This window comes from Salinicola salarius (assembly GCF_003206135.1).
Lineage (GTDB): Bacteria > Pseudomonadota > Gammaproteobacteria > Pseudomonadales > Halomonadaceae > Salinicola > Salinicola salarius.
In genome coordinates this window covers 331,629-349,886 of sequence record NZ_PZJT01000003.1, presented here as the reverse complement: position 1 = coordinate 349,886, position 18,258 = coordinate 331,629, and the positions used below count along the sequence as shown (strand labels likewise).

The window sequence follows — 18,258 nt, the reverse complement described above, 5'->3', positions numbered from 1 at the left end:
GACCCGCCAACGCTGGATAAGCTCCAGAACTGCTACCATGACCGAATCATCGCGCCCGGAGTCCGCGCAAGAGCCGGGCGCTTCACCCTCGATCATTGATTTTTCAACCGACAGGACGACGTAACATGGCTGAGATCGTTGATATCCGCGCCCTCGAAGTACTCGATTCCCGCGGCAACCCCACCGTCCAGGCACAGGTCACGCTGAGCGGCGGCATCACGGGCAGCGCCTGTGCGCCCAGCGGTGCTTCCACCGGCTCTCGCGAAGCGCTGGAACTGCGTGACGGGGACAAGTCGCGCTATCTGGGCAAGGGCGTGTTGAAGGCCGTCGAGGCCGTCAACGGCAAGATCCGCGAGCGCCTTCTGGGCATGGACGCCAGCGATCAGCGCGCTCTCGACGACGCCATGCTGGCGCTGGATGGCACCGACAACAAGGCAAGCCTGGGCGCCAACGCGATTCTCGCCGTTTCGCTGGCCGCGGCCAAGGCAGCGGCGACCGAGAAGGGCGTGCCGCTCTACGCTCACATCGCCGAACTCTACGGCCAGCCGGGCCAGTACACCATGCCGGTGCCGATGATGAACATCCTCAACGGCGGCGAGCATGCCGACAACAACGTCGACATCCAGGAATTCATGATCCAGCCGGTGGGCGCGCCGAACTTCCGCGAAGCGCTGCGCACGGGCGCCGAGATCTTCCATTCGCTGAAGAAGGTGCTCTCTGCCAAAGGGCTTTCCACCTCGGTCGGCGACGAGGGCGGTTTCGCGCCGAACCTCTCCTCCAACGCCGAAGCGCTGGCAGTCATCAAGCAGGCGGTCAGCGACGCGGGCTACACCCTGGGCAAGGACGTCACGCTGGCGCTCGACTGCGCCTCCAGCGAATTCTTCAAGGACGGCACCTACGATCTCGCCGGTGAAGGCAAGCAGTACGACGCCGCAGGCTTCACCGACTATCTGGCCGATCTCTGCGACCAGTATCCGATCGTTTCCATCGAAGATGGCATGGACGAGTCGGACTGGGATGGCTGGAAAGCGCTGACCGACAAGCTTGGCGACAAGATCCAACTGGTCGGCGACGATCTGTTCGTCACCAACACCAGGATCCTGAAGCGCGGTATCGACGAGAAGATCGGCAACTCGATTCTGATCAAGTTCAACCAGATCGGTTCGCTTTCCGAGACGCTGGATGCGATCAAGATGGCGCAGGATGCCGGCTTCACCGCGGTCATCTCCCACCGTAGCGGCGAAACCGAAGACACCACCATCGCCGATCTCGCCGTGGGCACCGCCGCCGGCCAGATCAAGACCGGCTCGCTGTGCCGCTCCGATCGCGTCGCTAAGTACAACCGCCTGCTGGTGATCGAGCAGGAGTTGGGTGACAAGGCCGCCTATCCGGGCCTAAAGGCGATCAAGGGCCAATAAATGCCTGCACGGGCAAATCACTACGTTGCACGGTGCGCGGAATCCTCACCTATAACCCATAGGCTCCGGTTCCTGTGCGCCGTGCGCCTTGTGCTTTACTCCGTTCGGCTATTTATTCAACCTTCCCAAGGACGGTTTTCGCTTCAAGTCAGTCGAGCGACATCGATGGCGATCTAAAAGTAGCTTGCTGAAACTCGTAGCGAAGACTTTGGTTTGTAGATGCAAGAAGGCCGCTCATCGAGCGGCCTTCTTGCGTTCTTAGGCAGCGAGCGCCCGATTTGCGTAATGAGCTCAGGCCAGACAAGGCGAAATCAATCTAAAAAGCGGAGTTTACGAGTTGTAAATGAGCACTTTGAGATTGATTTCAACACAGTATGGCCAAGCGCAATAGCAAATCAGCGTTCGAGCAGCTCGATCTTGTTCGGCTTCCCATCCCACTCCTTGGCATCTTCCGGCGGGTCCTTCTGCTCGGCGATGTTCGGCCATACCTCGGCGAGTTCGGCATTGAGCTCGATGAACTGCTGCTGGCCTTCGGGCAACTCGTCTTCCGAGAAGATCGCCTCCGCCGGGCATTCCGGCTCGCAGAGCGCACAGTCGATGCACTCATCGGGGTGGATGACGAGGAAGTTGGGTCCTTCGTAGAAACAATCCACCGGGCAGACTTCGACGCAGTCGGTGTATTTGCACTTGATGCAGTTCTCGGTGACGACGAACGTCATGGGTGATCTCTCCTGATTGACGGCCCGGTCATGTGGCTTCTTTTGTCACAACCCTTTTCATGGCTTTTGGTCATGGCTCTTGGTCACAGCTCTTTGTCGCGGCATTGGCGGATATGAAGACGTTCTTGAAATCACCGTTTCCACGGTGCCGCCGCGTGCTGTTCGAATGGCGCCATATTTTAGGCGGGCGGCGCCAGCTCCGGCAAGCCGCGGCGTGGAACATCGAGGAATGGCGTTATAGCCACCAGGCCATTCAGCACTGCTCGCGCCAGGCATAAAGCAGGTCCAGCGCGGCCCGCGGCGTCAGCGAGTCGACGTCCAGCGACCCCAGCGCTTCCAGTACCGGGTGCGGCGTCGCGGCAAACAGGTCCGCCTGCTGCGGCCCGGCGGACTGCGTGCGGGCGTCGGTGGCGACCGGCATGGCTGCGGGCTGCTCGAGACTGGCCAGCTTGTCGCGGGCACGGGCGATCACGCGCTGCGGCACGCCGGCGAGCTGGGCGACCTGCAGGCCGTAGCTCTGGCTGGCGGGGCCGTCCTCGACCCGGTGCATGAAGACGATGCCATCCTTGTGCTCGGCGGCCGTCAGATGGACGTTGGCGACCGTCTCCTGCTGTTCGGCCAGCGCGGTCATCTCGAAGTAGTGGGTCGCGAACAGCGTGAAGGCGCGCTGGGCCGCCAGGTGTTCGGCGCTGGCCCACGCCAGCGAGAGGCCATCGAAAGTGCTGGTGCCACGGCCGATCTCGTCCATCAGCACCAGACTTTCCGAGGTGGCGTTGTGGAGAATGCTGGCGGTCTCGGTCATCTCCACCATGAAGGTCGAGCGCCCGCCGGCCAGATCGTCGCTGGAACCGATACGGGTGAAGATCCGGTCCACCGGGCCGATCTCGGCGCTGTCCGCCGGCACGAAGCTGCCGGTATGGGCGAGCAGGGCGATCAGCGCCGCCTGACGCATGTAGGTCGACTTGCCGCCCATGTTGGGGCCAGTGATCACCAGCATGCGGCGATCCTCGTCGAGACGCAGGTCGTTGGGCACGAACGGATGCTGGCTGACCTGCTCGACCACCGGATGGCGGCCGCCGACGATATTGAAGCCGGGGGTTTCCATTAGTTGCGGGCGCACGAATTCGAGGGTCTGTGCACGCTCGGCGAAGGCGCAGAGAACGTCCAGCGCCGCTAGCGCCCGGCCGGTGGCCTGCAGCGCGTCGAGATCGGCGTTGAGGGTGTCGATCAGGCTCTCGTAGAGCAGCTTTTCCCGTGCCAGCGCGCGGGACTTGGCGGAGAGCGCCTTGTCCTCGAACTCCTTGAGCTCGGGGATGATGAAACGCTCGGCATTCTTCAGCGTCTGGCGACGAATATAGTCCGCCGGCACCTCGCGTGCCTGAGCGCGGGGGATCTCGATGTAGTAGCCGTGGACCCGGTTGTAGCCGACCTTGAGACCCGGCAGGCCGGCACGTTCGCGCTCACGGACTTCGAGCTGGACCAGATAATCGCCGGCGTGCTCGGCCAGGCCGCGATACTCGTCGAGTTCAGCATCGAAACCCTCGCGGATGACGCCGCCGTCCCGGATCACCACCGGCGGGTTGTCGATCAGCGCCTGGGTGAGCGTCTCGGCGAGCTCGGGATAGGGATGAATATGACGGGCGAGATCGTTCAGTGCGCTTTCGCCTTCGATGCGCTGCAGGTCGCCCTGGAGCGCCGGCAGCACGTTGAGCGCATCGCGCAGGCGGGCCAGATCTCTCGGCCGGGCGCTGCGCAGCGCCACGCGGGCCAGGATGCGCTCGACGTCGCCGACCTCGTTGAGTGGCTCGCGAATCAGCAGGTACTGGTCATTGTCCAGCAGCAGTTGCACGGCGGCCTGGCGCCCGCCGATCTGGGCGCGATCCCGCAGCGGGCGGTTGAGCCAGCGCTTGAGCAGCCGCGAGCCCATCGGCGTGACGGTGGTGTCGAGTACGCTGGCCAGGGTGTTGTCGCCGGTGCCGCCGAGGTTGATGTCGATCTCGAGATTGCGCCGGCTGGCGGCATCGATCACTACGGATTCGTCGCGGCTCTCGACGCCCAGCGCGGTGACATGGGGCAGGCGCGACCGCTGGGTATCCCGTGCGTAGTCGATCAGCACGCCGGCCGCGATCAGTGCGGTCTCGAGATGCGTGCAACCGAATCCCCGCAGATCGGCGACCTCGAACTGGTCGCACAGCAGCCGGTGGGCGGTCTCCAGATCGAAGTGCCAGTCGTGCTGGCGGCGCAGGCCGGTTCGGGCGGCCAGCGAGGGCGGCAGGTCCAGGCTCTCGGCGGCGAGCAGTTCGGCGGGCTGCAGGCGATGGATCTCGGCCAGCATGTCGGCTTCGCCTTCGACCTCGAGCACGCTGAAGCGGCCGCTGGAGAGTTCGAGCCAGGCAAGCCCCCAGCAGTTGCCCGTCTGGTGCAGAGCCACCAGTAGGTTGTCGCGCCCGGCATCCAGCAGCGCCTCGTCGTGCAGCGTGCCCGGCGTGACGATACGCACGACGCGACGCTCGACCGGCCCCTTGGAGGTAGCGGGATCGCCGATCTGCTCGCAGATCGCCACCGATTCGCCGGACTTCACCAGCCGGGCCAGGTAGGACTCGGCACTGTGGTAAGGAATGCCGGCCATGGGGATGGGCTTGCCCGCCGACTGGCCGCGCGCCGTCAGCGTGATGTCGAGCAGCCGCGATGCCCGCTTGGCATCATCGAAGAACAGCTCGTAGAAATCGCCCATCCGGTAGAAGAGCAGTACGTCAGGATGCTCGCGCTTGATCTTGAGGTACTGCGCCATCATCGGCGTATGCTGAGTGCTCTTGCTGGAGGCCACGTCCTGCATGGTGTCTCGGAAGCTCCGTCGATTCTTGGGGCACAGAGGGGGCATCGAAATGCCGGGTCGTACGGTGAAGGGCAAGGTTACCACGCCGTGGCCGGGTCCAGCACGGCGCGGGGTCGACGGCCTGCCTGCCTTAGAGGGGATCATGCCTCAGGTCTAGTGATTTCAGCCTGAGTACCCGTCGATAACTCGTTACAGTGTCAGAAACCGGCACTCGAGGACTCCCATATGGCCCGGTTGGTGCTCAACCACCTCAGCGATTCCACCTATCGACTACTGGCGACCGAGGCCAGCAAACGTAACGTCAATGTCAGTGAGCTGGCCGTGGTTCTGCTGGAGATCGCCGTCGCCGAGCTGGCGGCTCGTCAACCGGCAGTGATGACACCGCCCGTCCGGGAGCCCCGCGAGCCGGAGTGATGCCCGCTGCTATGATGGGACTGGATCGGCGGGGCTCGATCAGCCACTTGTTTCGAGCCGGCTCGTTGCCGGGCGGCCGGACGAACACCTTGCCGGAAGCATGAACCGTTCAGCTCGGTGCTGGAACGAGCGATCAATACATGCCGCCGTTCACCGCGATCACCTGACGCGTGATGTAGGCGGCATCCGCCGAGCAGAGAAAGCTCACGGTGCCGGCGACTTCCTCGGCGGTCCCGGTGCGCTGCATGGGAATCAGCTTGCGAATCTCGTCGCGGGGCAGCTCATCGGTCATGCGCGTCTCGATCCACCCTGGCGCGACGCAGTTGACCGTGATGCGGCGCTTGGCCAGCTCGACGGCCAGCGCCTTGCTGGCGCCGATGATGCCGGCCTTGGCCGCGCTGTAGTTGACCTGGCCGCGATTGCCTATCAATCCGGACATCGACGAGAGCGCGACGATACGTCCGGGCCGGCGCCGCTGGATCATCGGCATGACCAGCGGATGCAGGACGTTGTAGAAACCGTCCAGATTGGTTCGCAGCACGCTGTCCCAGTCCTCGCCCGTCAGCGCGGGAAAGGGCTTGTCCGCGGTGATGCCGGCGTTGCAGATCACGCCGTAGTAGCAGCCGTGCTCGGCGATGTCCGCCTCCAGCACCGCCTTGACGGTTTCCCGCTCGGCGACGTCGAAGTGGACGATGCGCGCCTGGCGTCCCTCGGCTTCCACTGCGGCCCTGACCGCGTCGATGTCGTCGCCGGGGCGCCGGCAGTGCAGTACCAGATCGTGGCCGTCGCGGGCCAGGCGTCTGGCGATCGCTTCGCCGATGCCGCGATTGGCGCCGGTGACCAGAATCGTCTCGGGATGTCGTTCTTCCATGGGGCCTCGAGCGCAGAGCTGCGAATGGTGAAGTCAGGGCGTCAGGCGCCGTTCAGTGCCGGCATCGCGGCGGGGCGATAGAGCGTCAGGCTGCCGCGAGCCAGCGGCTCGGCATCGTCCGGCACCGCCGTGGCGTGCTTTCCGATGTCGTACTTTTCGATGGCATGCTTTTCTATGGCGTACAGCGCGCCGCTGACCTGGGTGACGCCATTGTCGGCGACGAAGTCGATGGTGACGGTGACACGGATCCGCTGGTCGAAATCGAAGACCGGCACGCGCGCACGATAGCGTTTGGCGCCCAGCAACAGACCCGGGGCCGGTGCCTCGCCCGATGCGACGACCCGGAAACCGGCCCAGGCGGCGACGGCCTGAGCCAGCCACTCGACACCGACCCACGCCGGGATGCCGTCGGGCTCGGCGAACAGATCGTCGCGCCGGGTCACGGTTTCGGCAGTCGCCCCCTCTTCGCGGACCTCGACCAGTTGCGTCAGCAGGCACATGCCTCTGGCGTGGGGGACCAGCGGCGCGACGGGGCAGGGGAGCGAAGGCGTATCGGATGCAGTCAAGGGAATTCCGTCGTCGTTCTTGCGTTTCTCTTTCCGGGCAAGCCAGCGCTTCAATCGGCCCGGGACAGCAGCAGACTGGCGTTGTTGCCACCGAAGGCAAAGCTGTTGCTCAGGGCATGACACAGCGGGCGCGCCGGCGTGGCGTTTTGCGTCACCAATGGCAGGGCCGGAATGTCCGGGTCGTAGTCATCGTCGAAGACGTGTATCGGCAGATGGCCGCGATCCAGAGCCAGCCAGCAGAACGCCGCCTCAAGTGCACCGGCCGCGCCCAGAGTGTGGCCGGTCAGCGCCTTGGTCGAGCTGCAAGCCGGGGGCGTGGCGAACAGCGTCGCGACGGCCGCGGCCTCCATGCTGTCGTTGAGCGGTGTGCCGGTGCCGTGGAGGTTGAGATAGTCGATCTCCGTCGGATCGCGTCCGGCCATCGCCATTGCCTGGCGCATGGCTTCGGCGGCGCCGCTGCCGTCGGGACGCGGAGCCGAGATGTGGTGCGCATCGACACTCTCGCCGACGCCGGCAAGCTGGATGCCGCCGGCCTCCGGGGTAACCACGAACAGCGCCGCCGCCTCGCCGAGATTGATCCCGTCGCGATGGCGGGAAAAGGGCAGGCAGGGCGCGTCGCTGACGGCTTCCAGGCTGGCGAAGCCGTTGACCGTGAGGCGGCAAAGGCTATCCGCGCCGCCGGCGATCACCGCGTCGCATTGGCCGCTCTTGAGCAGACGCCTGGCGCTGGCCAGCGCCCGGGCGCTGGAACTGCAAGCGGTGGAGAGGGAATAGCAGGGCCCGGCGCTGCCCAGCCGCTCGGCAATGAAACGTGCCGGCGCGCCCAGTTCCTGGCGGGCGTAGGCGAAGTCCTCTGGCAGCGGCCCTTCACGGCCGCTGGCGGCCAGCGCCAGCTCGGTTTCGCCGATGCCGGAAGTGCTGGTGCCGATCACCACGCCGATCCGATCGCTGGGCACCCGGGTCAGCAGCGGTTCGATTTCCGCCTCTAGCCGTTCCAGCGCCAGCGCCAGCAAACGATTGTTGCGGCTGCGGTGATTCTTCGGCCAGCCGGTGACGTCCGGCAGTTCGCCGACGACCCGGCCCAGGGGCAGGGGGCGGCCCGGAGTGAAGGCATCGCTGGTCGTCAGGCCGCGCTCGCCAGCGAAGAGCGCGCGAGCGATCGCATCCAGATCGTCACCCAGCGAGCAGACGACGCCGGGGCGGGACAGGCGACAGGGAAAGACAGCACTCATGAGTCAGCGTTCTTCTGCATTAGTTCTTCTCCATTGGCGCTTCTCCATCATCGCGCGCCTGCATCGGGTCGATCGTCAGTCGATAGTCGCCCTGGCGATCGTCCAGGGTCAGCGTCCTGGCGTGTTCGCGGTCCGGCACCGGGGTGATGCGGGCGGCCAGCTCGCCGCGATAGAGAATGTCGCGATGCGCCGAGTCGTCGACGACCTGCCAGGCGCTTCCGTCGAAGGCGTCACGCAAGGCGTCGAGCGGCCACAGGCTCCACTCCAGGCGCGATGCCAGCCACGCTGGCGGGATCGGCAGCGGCGATTCGCCCGGGGCGTCGCCGGCCTCGAATCGCGCGCCGTCGGCATCGCGGACCAGCGTCGTCACGCGCTGACCGTACGGCGTGACCAGCACGGCTCGCAGTCGGTCGGGATCGATGCGGATGAAGGCGATCAGCGTACGGGGTTCGCCCTCGTCAGGCTGGAACGTCAATCGACTCTTCAAGGTATCGGCGGTGGTCGCGGCGGCCAGGGGCGGCGTCGGTGATACCGGCGGCGTCAGGCTGCAGGCGCTCAGGACCATCGCCAGACAGAGTAGCCCTAGCGGCCGCAGGCTGCGCTTCATGGTCTGTTCTCCGTCGCCCGGGCGGGCGGCCGTGGGGTCTCGGTCTGTGTCGTCGAAGACTCCGCCTGCCTTTCGCAGATGGCCGCGAGCGTGTCGAGATGACGACGCGATGCGCTGACGAACGGATTGCTTCGGTCCCACGCGTATCCTGCCAGGATGGCACTGATGCGCCTCTTGATGTCGCTCGGCGCGTCGGCATGGAAGATGATCGTCTGCAGGCGGCCGTCGTACCAGGCATCGACGAAGGCGCGAAACGTCTCGATACCCTCGCGCAGCGGTACCTCGAACTCGGCATGCCAGTCGATCGCATCGCCACCCAGTTGGCGGTCGACCAGCGGCGCCGCCAGGCTGGCCGACCGCAGGGCGATGGTCACGCCGGACGAGAACACCGGGTCCAGGAATTCGCCGGCATTGCCCAGCAGCGCATAGCCGGGGCCGTGCAGACGTGTCACATCGGCGGAGTAGCCGCTGAGCTCGCCCACTGCACGCGTGGGCCGAGCGCCTTCGAGGAGCTGGCGGAAACGGGGTTCGGCATCGATCAGCGCTTGCCATCGTGCTGCCGGGGTGGCGCCGTAGGCTTCGAGGCGCTCGGTCTCGCCGACCACACCTACCGAGGCACGCTGGTGCCGGAACGGGATCAGCCAGTACCAGATGCCGGCATCGTCGGGATGCACGCCGATCAGGATCTTTTCGCGATCGTGGCTCGAATCCGCAGGGTAGGCCTCGACGTGGGTAAACAGCGCCGTGCGGGGATCCTGACGCGCGTCGCGCTCGAGATGCTCGAGCCGGGCCAGCACACGGCCATAGCCGCTGGCGTCGAGCACGAATCGGGCGGTCAGCGTGCGGGCGTTGCCGGATTCATCGACCACGTCGACCTGCGGGCGGTCGTCGTCGGCCCGGAACGCGGTGACGGTAACGCCGAATTCGACCTCTGCACCCTGGTCGCGGGCGCCATCGATCAACCGATGATCGAAATCGGCGCGTTCGACCTGGAACGTGGTGCCCCAGCCCGGGGTGAACTTCTCGCGGAAGTCGATTGCCGTCTCCAGGCCGTCGCGGGTGAACGCGGCGCCATTCTTGGGCTGGTAATCGGCGGCCAGGACGCTCTCCAGCAGACCGGCCTCCTCGAGATGACTCATGCACTGCGGCAGCAGGCTTTCGCCGATGGAAAAGCGGGGAAAGTGGCTGCGCTCGACCACCAGCACGCGTCGGCCGAAGGCTGCCAGGCGTGCGGCGGCCGCGGCCCCGGCCGGCCCGGCACCGATGACGATGACATCGTGATCGACTTCAGCCATGTTCGTTCTCCTGTTGATGGATCCGGTCTGGATCGACAGGTCTTACCCAGGGAACCAGAACCCACACGCTGGCCAGCCCGATCAGGCAGGTCAGACCCAGATAGTGCAGCGCCGGCGTGGCACTGAAGGCGAGCATGCCGAACGCCAGCAGACTGGTCAGGGTCGACAGCGTGATCGCGAGCCAGGCGGATGGCTGTCTGGCGTGCTCCACGTTGAAGATGCCGGCATCCAGCCCGATCCCCAAGACCAGCAGCAGGCCCAACTGGTTGAAGATATTGAGCGGGACGCCGCCAAGGGCGAAGGCCGCCAGCACGATCAGGGTGGCACCGAAGGGCGGCACGATCACGCGCCACGCGCGGCGCCGATACCGCCACACCAGCGCCAGCGTCATCAACGCCATCGCCAGCACGACCCAGAGCGCGGTATGGCGGCGCAGCTCGCCGAGCAAGGCGCCGATCCGGTCGACCCGATCGACATACTCGACCCTGGCTTGCGGGCCGCCCACGGCCTCGGCCACTGCCTGCAGGGTGCGCCCGGTCTCGGCGTCTCTGGCCCCGGAGACGACCACCATCGCGGCGACGCCGCCCTCCGGTGTCTCGCCCAGCCATAGCCGCTGCTGGTACTGCCCCAGCGGCGTGTCCAGCCAGTCGGACACGGTCAGCGGGGCAGAGGTGTCGAGCCGCGCCCTGGCTTTCTCGGCCACCTCGGCCGGTAATCCGGCGCGCCGGATCAGATCGTCTAATGGCTCGCCATAGAGGGAACGCACCCTTGCCAGGTTGGCCTGCTGCTGCGCTGCCGTCGGCACTGCGTCGGCCAGCGATTGAAAGTCGATTTCGAGCCCGTCGGCAATGGCGCGATCGAGCGCGGTGTCGAGCGAGTCGAGCCGGGCCAGCAGCGTTTGGGTATCCTCGGCCTGAACCAGGAAGTAACGGCTGCCGGTATCGCGATCGAGCAGTTGCTGTACCCGCTGCTCGTCCTGCATCAGCGCCGCCGGCGAGGGGTTGAGCAGCTCCAGGCTGTCGTCGCTGGTCAGGCGGACGGCGCAGATGACGACCAGCACGACGGCGCCGATCAGGGCGAGCCAGGGCGGCAACCGCCAGCGAGGTTGGCACAGCCGCCACCAGCGTGTCGCCAGACGTGCGGTGAACGGGCTGGCATGAAGCGTGAAGCGAGGCAGCCACAGCACGACCGTCAGCCAGGCACCGACAAGGCCGAAGGCGGCGAAGGCGGCCATCTGGCGCAATCCCGGCATCGGTGTCAGCGCCTGCGCCACGTAGGCGACGACGCTCGAGATCAGGCCCAGCGCGAGACTCGGCAGCAGCCGGCGCAGGCGGAACCCGGCGCCGGTGATGGCGCGATCGCACTGCAGGTGCAGCACATAATCGATGGCGATACCGATCAGGCTGGCGCCGAAGGCTAGCGTCAGCAGGTGCAGGCGGCCGAAGAAACCCAGGGTCAATGTCAGCGCGAACAGCGAGCCGGCCAGCAGTGGCACCATCAGTTGCAGCAGCACCCGGGGCGAGCGAAAGACGAACCCGATGATCAGCAGCACCCCGAGCAGGGAGGCCGCGCCGATGGTGGACATCTCGTGCTTCGCCTGGCGCGCGCCGGCGGCGGCGTGGAACACCAGGCCGGAGCGCAGCAGCTCGGCGTCGGGATGCTGCTGCTGGAACTGCTCGAGCGTCGCGTGCAGAGCGTTCTGCATCGGCTGGTCGTAGGGCGAGCCCTCGAGTTCGCCGATCAGCACGCTCCACTGTCGGCCGTCGCGACCCAGCGTCAGCAGGCCATCGGCGGCCCCGATGGGGCTGCCGGGCAGGCGTGCAAGCCAGGTATCCAGCAGGCCGAAAGGGTCGGCGACGGGGTCCGGGCGTGCCGTCGGCGAGAACAGCCGGCGCAGCGCCGGCTCCACCAGCGTGCCGGCGTCGCCGCGATCGATGGTTTCCTGCCATTCCGGTGTCAGCAGGCGATAGCGCCACTGGCCCATCCAGTCGTGAGGATCGGCATCGGCCAGATCCAGCTCGCGCCAGTCGATGGCCGCAAGCTGGCAGTCGTCGACCAGCGTCTGCAACGCCTGCCCCAATGCCCGGGTCGTCGTGACGCGCTCGTCGTCGCCGAGCAGCAGCAGGAAGCGATTCTCGAAGCCGCGTCCCAGTTCGCGGTCCGCCTGCTCGATCAGCGGCGCCTGCCGATCGGCGGGCAGCAGCGCGGTGAGGTCGGTATCGGCGGGCAATCCGTGGCGCAGCATCCATCCGAGCCAGATGGTGCAGAGCGCCAGAACCGCGAACCAGAGCCAGCCGAGCCGGCGATAGCCTGCGCGGCTCATGAACCGTTCAGCGGGTGCTGGTCGAACAGACGAACCTCGAGCCGGTCGCCATTCGGCGTGCGCATGTCGAGACGATCGATGGTGCGATCACCCTGCAGGGTGATTCCGGCGATACGTTCACGCAGCGCCGCTTCTTTCGGGGTCAGCGCGACCTGCCAGGCATCCTGATCGCCGGAGAGCGCCAGCGTGAAGCGCGACTCCAGCGCCTGCCAGTCCCCTTCCAGCAGTTGCAGGAACAGCTGGGCCACCTGTTCGCCGCCGGGGGGCGCACTTTCGCCGCTGCCATTGGTGATCGCTTCCGGGGTGAGCTCGATGCGCTCCTCGACCGGGGTTTCGAGCTGCCAGACGACGCGCTTGCCGCGCTCGAAGAGGAACGTGCCCCGGCTGGTGAGAGAGCTATCGAGATCCGCCAGTTCGCGCTGCTGTTCGAAACTGCCTGCCAATGCCGGGGTGGCGGCGAGCTGGCGTTGCAGGTCGTCCAGATCGAAGGCCTGGGCGCTCAATGGCGCCAGTAGAAGCAGAAGCGTGATCAACCATCGGCGAAGCGGCATGCGGAAGTCCTTTTGGGGTTTCAGGTCTCGAGTGGCGAGGGTCAGCCGGCGGGTCGCCCGTCCTCGGAGCCGGCGTCCGGGTGGGCGTCGTCGCAATCCAGCCAGAAGGGAAAGAAGTTGAACCACTGCAGCGGCGTCTTCTCGCATTGCCGTGTCAACCAGTCGACATAATGCTGCATGGCGCTGTCGATCCAAGCTGCCCGATCCCGGCGGCTCAGTTCGCTGGTATCGTCGAAGTGGTCGAAATCGACGCGGTAGCCCTTGGCCTCGCGAAAGCAGCCGATGGTGTAGACCGGACAGCGCAGCAGGCTGGCCAGCCAGAACGGCCCCTCCGGGAATCGTGCCGGGTGGCCCAGAAAGGGCAGGGTACGGGCGCGGCCGCTGTCGCTGATCGGCACGCGGTCGGCGGCGATGACCACGAAACCACCTTCCGCGATCCGGCGGCCCAGCTTCATCGCCGTCGTCGGGGTGATCTCGCTGACCTCGATGATCTCCGGCGGATTCTCGCGGTGGGTCGAGCGAGCGAGGACTTCGTCGAACTGCTGCGCGTTACGGGTGTGCATCAGCAGCGTCGCGCGGAAATCGTCCTGCATGTCGCTCATCGCGGTGCAGATCTCCATGTTGCCGACATGGGAGACGAGCATGATGCCCCCGCGTCCGCCGGCGACCGCCTGGCGAAAGCGCTCTCGAGTGTCGCCCTCGAAGCTGAGCGCCGGCGGGATGCCGCTCCAGGCGTCGATCTTGTCCATCAGGCTCTGGCCGAAGCTGCGGAAGTGGCGCAGGCTCAGCCAGGTCAGATGGCTGGGGGGCTGACCGTGAAGATGCCGCCACAGCCTGGTCAGGTAGGTATGAGAAGCGCGTCGGTGCAGACCGTGGGCGATGTAGTAGTAGACGATCACCAATAGCAGCATGATCTGGAACGGTAGCCGGCCCAGCTTGCGCCGGATCCAGACCATGGCGCGAATGCCGCCGGCGGTGCCGGTTTCGCGAATTCTCGACCAGTGATTGGGATTGCTGCTGATCGGTGTCATGAAGGCGTTTCCTGGCGGCGTCGCAAGAGGATGGGAAGACGTCCGAGCATGCCGAGCGCCAGACGCAGATGCATGCGGGCCAGCAGCACGTTGTCTCGCCACAGCTTGAAGTGGGAGACGCCATCGATCGGATAGTGCACCCGCACCGGCAGATTGCCGACGCGCCCGCCCTGCCAGTGCCAGCGCACCGGCAGCTCGCTGTCGAACTCCATGCGGTCCCCGCAGGGGTGTTCGGCGATCAGGCGATTGACGGCGGCAACCGGATAGAGCTTGACCCCGCACATGGTATCGCGGAGGTCGAACGACAGCGTCGCCAGCCACACCAGCGAGTGGGTGATGTAGCGGGAATAGAAACGGTGTCTGGGGACGCTGGCGTCGAACCGCGGATAGCCGAGCAGCAGGATCTCGTCGTCGGCGCGAAGCCCTTTGATGAAAGGCGGCAGGTCGCTGGCCTCGTGCTGGCCATCCGCGTCCACCTGGAGCACGTGGGTGAGCCCGCGCTCGGCGGCTCGCGCCAGCCCTGCGCGGATGGCGGCGCCCTTGCCGCGATTGACGGGCAGCCTGACCAGGTCCACCTGTGGATCGCGGGCGAGATCGTCCAGCACGCCGGCACAGTGGGCGTCGCTACCGTCGTCGATCAGGATGATCGGCAGGTCCAGCAGCCGGAGCCGCGCCAGCGTCTGGCCGATGGCTTCGGCGTGGTTGTAGACGGGGACCAGCACCGCGATGCGGGCGGTATCTTCACTCGACATCGACTACCTCTTCAGCTCTTGCCGGGCCGTTAGCGCGATGCGGCCGCTGACGTGCTTGCCGCGCTGGCTGTCGCACTCGAGGCGCAGGCTCGCCCCGGCGTCGTCCTGGCGATGCTCGAGCGTCATCTCGAAGCGGTCGCCGGGCAGCAGCGGCTGCGGGAATCTCAGCCGCTCGAGGCCGCTGAAATCGGCGTCAATGGCGAACAGCCGGCGCGCCTGCTGCATCGCCCAGTGTACCAGCGCGATGCCGGGGAGGACGGGCTGGCCGTCGAAGTGACCGTCGACATAGATGCAGTGCTCGGGCACTTCCAGAATGATGCGCCAGCCGCTCTCGTGCGGGCGCTCGCCCAGCCAGCGCGGTGCGCGTCGGTCTTCCAGATCCTGAAACAGCCGCTGACGAATCTCCGCGCTCAGCTTGCCCTGGGTGTTGGTGGGCCAGTGATCGACGAAGCGCCAGTAGCGGGGCAGCGCCGGGGTCTCGAAGCGCGCGGCGAGTGCCCTGCGCAGCCGTTTCACCGTTTCGCGACGCTGTCGGTGGTCATGTGGCATCGCGTCGGGTGACAGCTGGATGACCGCGGCCAGCCGCAGGTCGCGCCGCTGCAGTGTCCAGGTGGTCGCCCGTTCGACGCCGGGCAGCGTGGCGAGGGCGCGATCCATGGCCGTCAGCGAGAGTCGCTTGCCGCCGATCTTGACGATGCGGTCGGCCCGGCCCAGCAGCTCGAACCCGTCATCGGTCGGCGCGATCAGGTCGGCCTGGCGCTGCCACTGGTTCGGCGTCTCCAGATGGGAAGAGCGCAGCCACAGGCGACTCTCCTCGTCATGACGCACCTCGACGCCGGGCAGGGCGGTCCACGCCGAACCGCGCTGCTGAACGCGCCAGGCGATGCCGCCGGTCTCGGAGCTGCCGTAGATCTCGTGAACCGGCTTGCCGAGCCGCTCGAAGACCTGGTCACTGGCACCCTTCGATAACGGCGCGCCGGAGCTGTATATGGTCTCCAGGACGGCGCGCTCCGGCTGCCAGTCGAGCGCTTCCGGTAGCCGCGACAGTGCCGGTGGGGCGCTGACGAGAACGATCCGGCGGCCTTCCGTCTTACAGCACCGCAGCCAGGTATGCAGGGTCTCCGGGTAGCGGCAAGGCTGCGCCGAGAAGGGGCTGGCCTCGCAGAGCGGACGCAGGATCGAGAACAGTAGTCCGTAGATATGCTGGTGGCTGACCTGGCTGACCACCAGTTGGCCGCGCAGGGGCCAGAGCGATGCCTGGGTGGCGAGTTCGGCATCCAACTGGTCGAAACGCTTGTCGATCCGCTGCGGATCGCCGCTGGAGCCGGAGGTATAGAGCGAAACGGCGACGGCGGGCAGCGGTTCGGAGGACCACCGAGGCGGTCGGCTCGGGAGCCTTGTCGACGGCATCTGTTCCGGCGTCTGCCCGCTCGATCCCAGAACGACGCCCGCGTCGCGCAGGCCCGATAGCGTTTCCGGCTGGTTGTCCGCCGGCAGGACGACGCGGTCGCCGCGTTCCCAGATCGCGATCAGGGCGGCGCCGAATTCGATCGGATCCGGCTCGTAGAGTCGCCAGCTGTCGCTGTCGTTGGGCGTGTCGAGCAGCTGTTGCTGCCAGGCGCCGATCCGTCCGTGCCACTCGCCGACGCTGAACCAGCGCGCGGGCGTATTGCCCTCCGGCGGTAGCCAGGCGAAGGGCTCCGAAAGAGGGCGATGGCGCCATGGGCGCGCGCTCAATTCACGAAACGTCATGCGGCCTCTTTTCGTCGTGTCCTGCTGCGTCATGCATTCTCTCGTCATGCGCTGCGGCCCGGCGCTTGACGCGCTGGCGGATGCACCATTCGCCCAGGAACATCGCAAGCATCAGCGCGTAGACGATGCCGCCGTTGTACCAGGCCCAGACGTCGAGATCGGCATGGATCGCGGTGATCAGCGCCACGCTGCCGTTGAGCACGAAGAACACGCACCAGGCCTGAGTGACTCGGCGGGTATAGCGTACGGCATGAGGCGGCAGATCCGGTTCCTGGCGACGGGCGAGTCGCTCGATCAGCGTTGGCGGGTGACGCAGTCCGTGGGAGAAGAGCAGCAGCAGGGCGAGGTTCACCACCACCGGCCACAGGCGAAGCCCCAGCTCGGCACTGTCGGTCATCATCAACAGCAGGAGCAGCGGCAGCAGGCCCCAGCCCCAGCGGCGCTGTGCCGGCGGCAGGCGCCACCAGGCGATGGCGGCGAGCGCGATCAGCAAGGGCCAGGCACCGTAGTGCGGCAGCAGATAATGCACCACCAGCGGCCAGAGCAGGCCAACGAGACCCGCTGCGGCCCACAGGAGGCGGTTGCGGCCCTGGGCAGGCGCTGACGGAATCAAGAGGACACCGCCGGGTTCATTTCTGGCGACGCGATTCGACCAGTGCCGCCAGGCTTCGCAGGTTGGCGAAATGCTGGCGCGACGATTCCGCTTCGGACTCCAGCGTGATGCCATAGCGCTTCTGCAGCGCGAGCCCCAGTTCCAGCGCATCGATGGAGTCGAGCCCCAGCCCTTCGACGAACAGCGGCTCGTCGGGGTCGATGTCATCCGGCGTGACATCCTCCAGTTCCAGGGTCTCGATGATCATCTCTTTGAGTTCGTGTTCCAGCGCTGTCGTTGCCATCGGTCTTGGTCGTCCTTGTCACTCGTTCATTATCAGTTGCGGGCGCTCGATCCCGCATCGGGCGCGTTGCCGGTGGCGTCCGGCGTGCAGGCCTGTCGTTTCGGCCTCGGGAAATGTCATGCGGTAAACGTCATGTCATGGGCTGCGGATCATGGCCGAACGCTGGCGAGTTGCCAACCACGGCGGCTCATGGGACACGCCACGGTCGCACGCTTGTCCATCAGCCAGTCGATGATGTCGAGTGGCTGCAAGGTCGGCGTCTCCACCGTGACCGAGGTTTCCGAGAGTCGTCGTGCATCGGGGGCCGGGGCCTGGCCGATTCGAAGGGCAACGGCTGCCGAGCAGGATTCCGGCGCGTAGGCGGCGAAGCGTCGAGGAACGGGCTGGTCACTGAAAACGACCACGACGCTCGAATGGTCGTCGGCGAGATAGCCGCGCGCCTCGGCGATCAAGGCGGCCCACTCGCCGCCGCTGGCTGCGATCGCCTGCTGGCTGCGTCGATTGCCGCTGGCGATCGAGTAGACGCCGGCGATGGCATTGTGTACCGACAGGCCGAAACGCGCCGGCGACAGCGGCTCGCCTTCAGTCAAGCCGTACAGCATCTCCAGCGTGCGCTCGCCGTCGCCATGACGAGAGGCGTGAAGCACGATGGCGTCTGCACTGGGATCGAGGTCCAAGAGCATGTCGCAAACCGCGCGTCCGAGCAGGTTGAGACGGCGCCGCAACATCGAGGGAATGGCCTTGCCGGCAGGCTTGTCACGCGTGTCGAGCCGGGATTCCCCGTCGGTTTCGCGGTGAGGTGTCCAGGCTCGCCAATCCTGTAGGTAAAGGTCCGTCATGGCGTCGTTTCAACGATCCGTATTGCTGCAACTTTACGCATCATAACGGAAAATAAGGTCAGCGCGGTGCAAGCTTTATGCATTCTGAAGGAGGGTGGCGCCATGGGCGGAGGGCATCAGAGCGCCGAACCGGGGTTCGACGCACCCCGGGAGGAC

17 protein-coding genes are annotated in these 18,258 nt (G+C 66.3%); 2 read left to right on the top strand and 15 right to left on the bottom strand.

What is annotated here, in order from left to right; genetic code table 11:
• Nucleotides 1-125: 125 nt before the first annotated feature.
• On the top strand, nucleotides 126-1,418 hold the full coding sequence (gene eno, locus DOM32_RS04820; RefSeq protein WP_110631715.1) for a phosphopyruvate hydratase: 1,293 nt from the start codon (nucleotides 126-128) through the stop codon (nucleotides 1,416-1,418).
• Nucleotides 1,419-1,813: 395 nt separating this feature from the next.
• Here the strand turns inward: eno and fdxA are convergent, their stop codons facing one another.
• Both fdxA and mutS read right to left on the bottom strand, forming a co-directional pair.
• A complete protein-coding gene (gene fdxA / locus DOM32_RS04815) occupies nucleotides 1,814-2,137 on the bottom strand; it encodes a ferredoxin FdxA (protein ID WP_110631712.1) in 324 nt (107 codons plus the stop codon).
• Between the two features lie 253 nt (nucleotides 2,138-2,390).
• Nucleotides 2,391-4,973 (bottom strand): DNA mismatch repair protein MutS, encoded by a 2,583-nt coding sequence (gene mutS, locus DOM32_RS04810; RefSeq protein WP_110631709.1) that lies wholly within the window; start codon nucleotides 4,971-4,973, stop codon nucleotides 2,391-2,393.
• Between the two features lie 225 nt (nucleotides 4,974-5,198).
• On the opposite strand from mutS, the gene DOM32_RS04805 reads away from it, so the two are divergent.
• Nucleotides 5,199-5,387, top strand: a complete 189-nt coding sequence (locus DOM32_RS04805; RefSeq protein WP_071231869.1) for a hypothetical protein — start codon at nucleotides 5,199-5,201, stop codon at nucleotides 5,385-5,387.
• Nucleotides 5,388-5,520: 133 nt separating this feature from the next.
• On the opposite strand, the gene fabG is transcribed toward DOM32_RS04805, so the two are convergent.
• The 13 genes from fabG to DOM32_RS04740 form a co-directional block, all read right to left on the bottom strand.
• The gene (gene fabG / locus DOM32_RS04800) at nucleotides 5,521-6,258 is read right to left on the bottom strand and encodes a 3-oxoacyl-ACP reductase FabG (protein ID WP_110631706.1); all 738 of its coding nucleotides are present in this window, start codon (nucleotides 6,256-6,258) and stop codon (nucleotides 5,521-5,523) included.
• A gap of 41 nt (nucleotides 6,259-6,299) precedes the next feature.
• Entirely contained in the window at nucleotides 6,300-6,824 is a 525-nt protein-coding gene (locus DOM32_RS04795; RefSeq protein ID WP_110631703.1) for a hotdog family protein, read from the bottom strand.
• Between the two features lie 50 nt (nucleotides 6,825-6,874).
• Entirely contained in the window at nucleotides 6,875-8,056 is a 1,182-nt protein-coding gene (locus DOM32_RS04790; RefSeq protein WP_110631700.1) for a beta-ketoacyl-ACP synthase, read from the bottom strand.
• A 19-nt stretch (nucleotides 8,057-8,075) separates the two neighbouring features.
• Complete coding sequence (locus DOM32_RS04785) at nucleotides 8,076-8,663, bottom strand: DUF3261 domain-containing protein (RefSeq protein WP_071231873.1); 588 nt, start codon at nucleotides 8,661-8,663, stop codon at nucleotides 8,076-8,078.
• Nucleotides 8,660-9,958 carry an NAD(P)/FAD-dependent oxidoreductase gene (locus DOM32_RS04780; protein WP_071231874.1) on the bottom strand — a complete coding sequence of 433 codons (1,299 nt, stop codon included), beginning with the start codon at nucleotides 9,956-9,958 and terminating at the stop codon, nucleotides 8,660-8,662. The genes DOM32_RS04785 and DOM32_RS04780 overlap by 4 nt, the downstream gene beginning before the upstream one ends.
• On the bottom strand, nucleotides 9,951-12,281 hold the full coding sequence (locus DOM32_RS04775; protein WP_071231875.1) for an MMPL family transporter: 2,331 nt from the start codon (nucleotides 12,279-12,281) through the stop codon (nucleotides 9,951-9,953). Before DOM32_RS04775 ends, DOM32_RS04780 begins: the two co-directional genes overlap by 8 nt.
• Nucleotides 12,278-12,832 (bottom strand): outer membrane lipoprotein carrier protein LolA, encoded by a 555-nt coding sequence (locus DOM32_RS04770; RefSeq protein WP_071231876.1) that lies wholly within the window; start codon nucleotides 12,830-12,832, stop codon nucleotides 12,278-12,280. The genes DOM32_RS04775 and DOM32_RS04770 overlap by 4 nt, the downstream gene beginning before the upstream one ends.
• A gap of 41 nt (nucleotides 12,833-12,873) precedes the next feature.
• On the bottom strand, nucleotides 12,874-13,863 hold the full coding sequence (locus DOM32_RS04765; protein ID WP_071231877.1) for an LpxL/LpxP family acyltransferase: 990 nt from the start codon (nucleotides 13,861-13,863) through the stop codon (nucleotides 12,874-12,876).
• Entirely contained in the window at nucleotides 13,860-14,615 is a 756-nt protein-coding gene (locus DOM32_RS04760) for a glycosyltransferase family 2 protein (RefSeq protein WP_071231878.1), read from the bottom strand. The genes DOM32_RS04765 and DOM32_RS04760 overlap by 4 nt, the downstream gene beginning before the upstream one ends.
• A gap of 3 nt (nucleotides 14,616-14,618) precedes the next feature.
• Nucleotides 14,619-16,367: an ApeI family dehydratase gene (locus tag DOM32_RS04755; protein ID WP_083387336.1), complete on the bottom strand. Its 1,749-nt coding sequence runs from the start codon at nucleotides 16,365-16,367 to the stop codon at nucleotides 14,619-14,621.
• Nucleotides 16,354-16,980, bottom strand: coding sequence for a COG4648 family protein (locus DOM32_RS04750; RefSeq protein WP_071231879.1), 627 nt, complete (start codon nucleotides 16,978-16,980; stop codon nucleotides 16,354-16,356). The genes DOM32_RS04755 and DOM32_RS04750 overlap by 14 nt, the downstream gene beginning before the upstream one ends.
• A 16-nt stretch (nucleotides 16,981-16,996) precedes the next feature.
• A complete protein-coding gene (locus tag DOM32_RS04745; protein WP_071231880.1) occupies nucleotides 16,997-17,263 on the bottom strand; it encodes a phosphopantetheine-binding protein in 267 nt (88 codons plus the stop codon).
• Between the two features lie 149 nt (nucleotides 17,264-17,412).
• Nucleotides 17,413-18,102, bottom strand: a complete 690-nt coding sequence (locus DOM32_RS04740; protein ID WP_071231881.1) for a beta-ketoacyl synthase chain length factor — start codon at nucleotides 18,100-18,102, stop codon at nucleotides 17,413-17,415.
• Nucleotides 18,103-18,258: the final 156 nt, after the last annotated feature.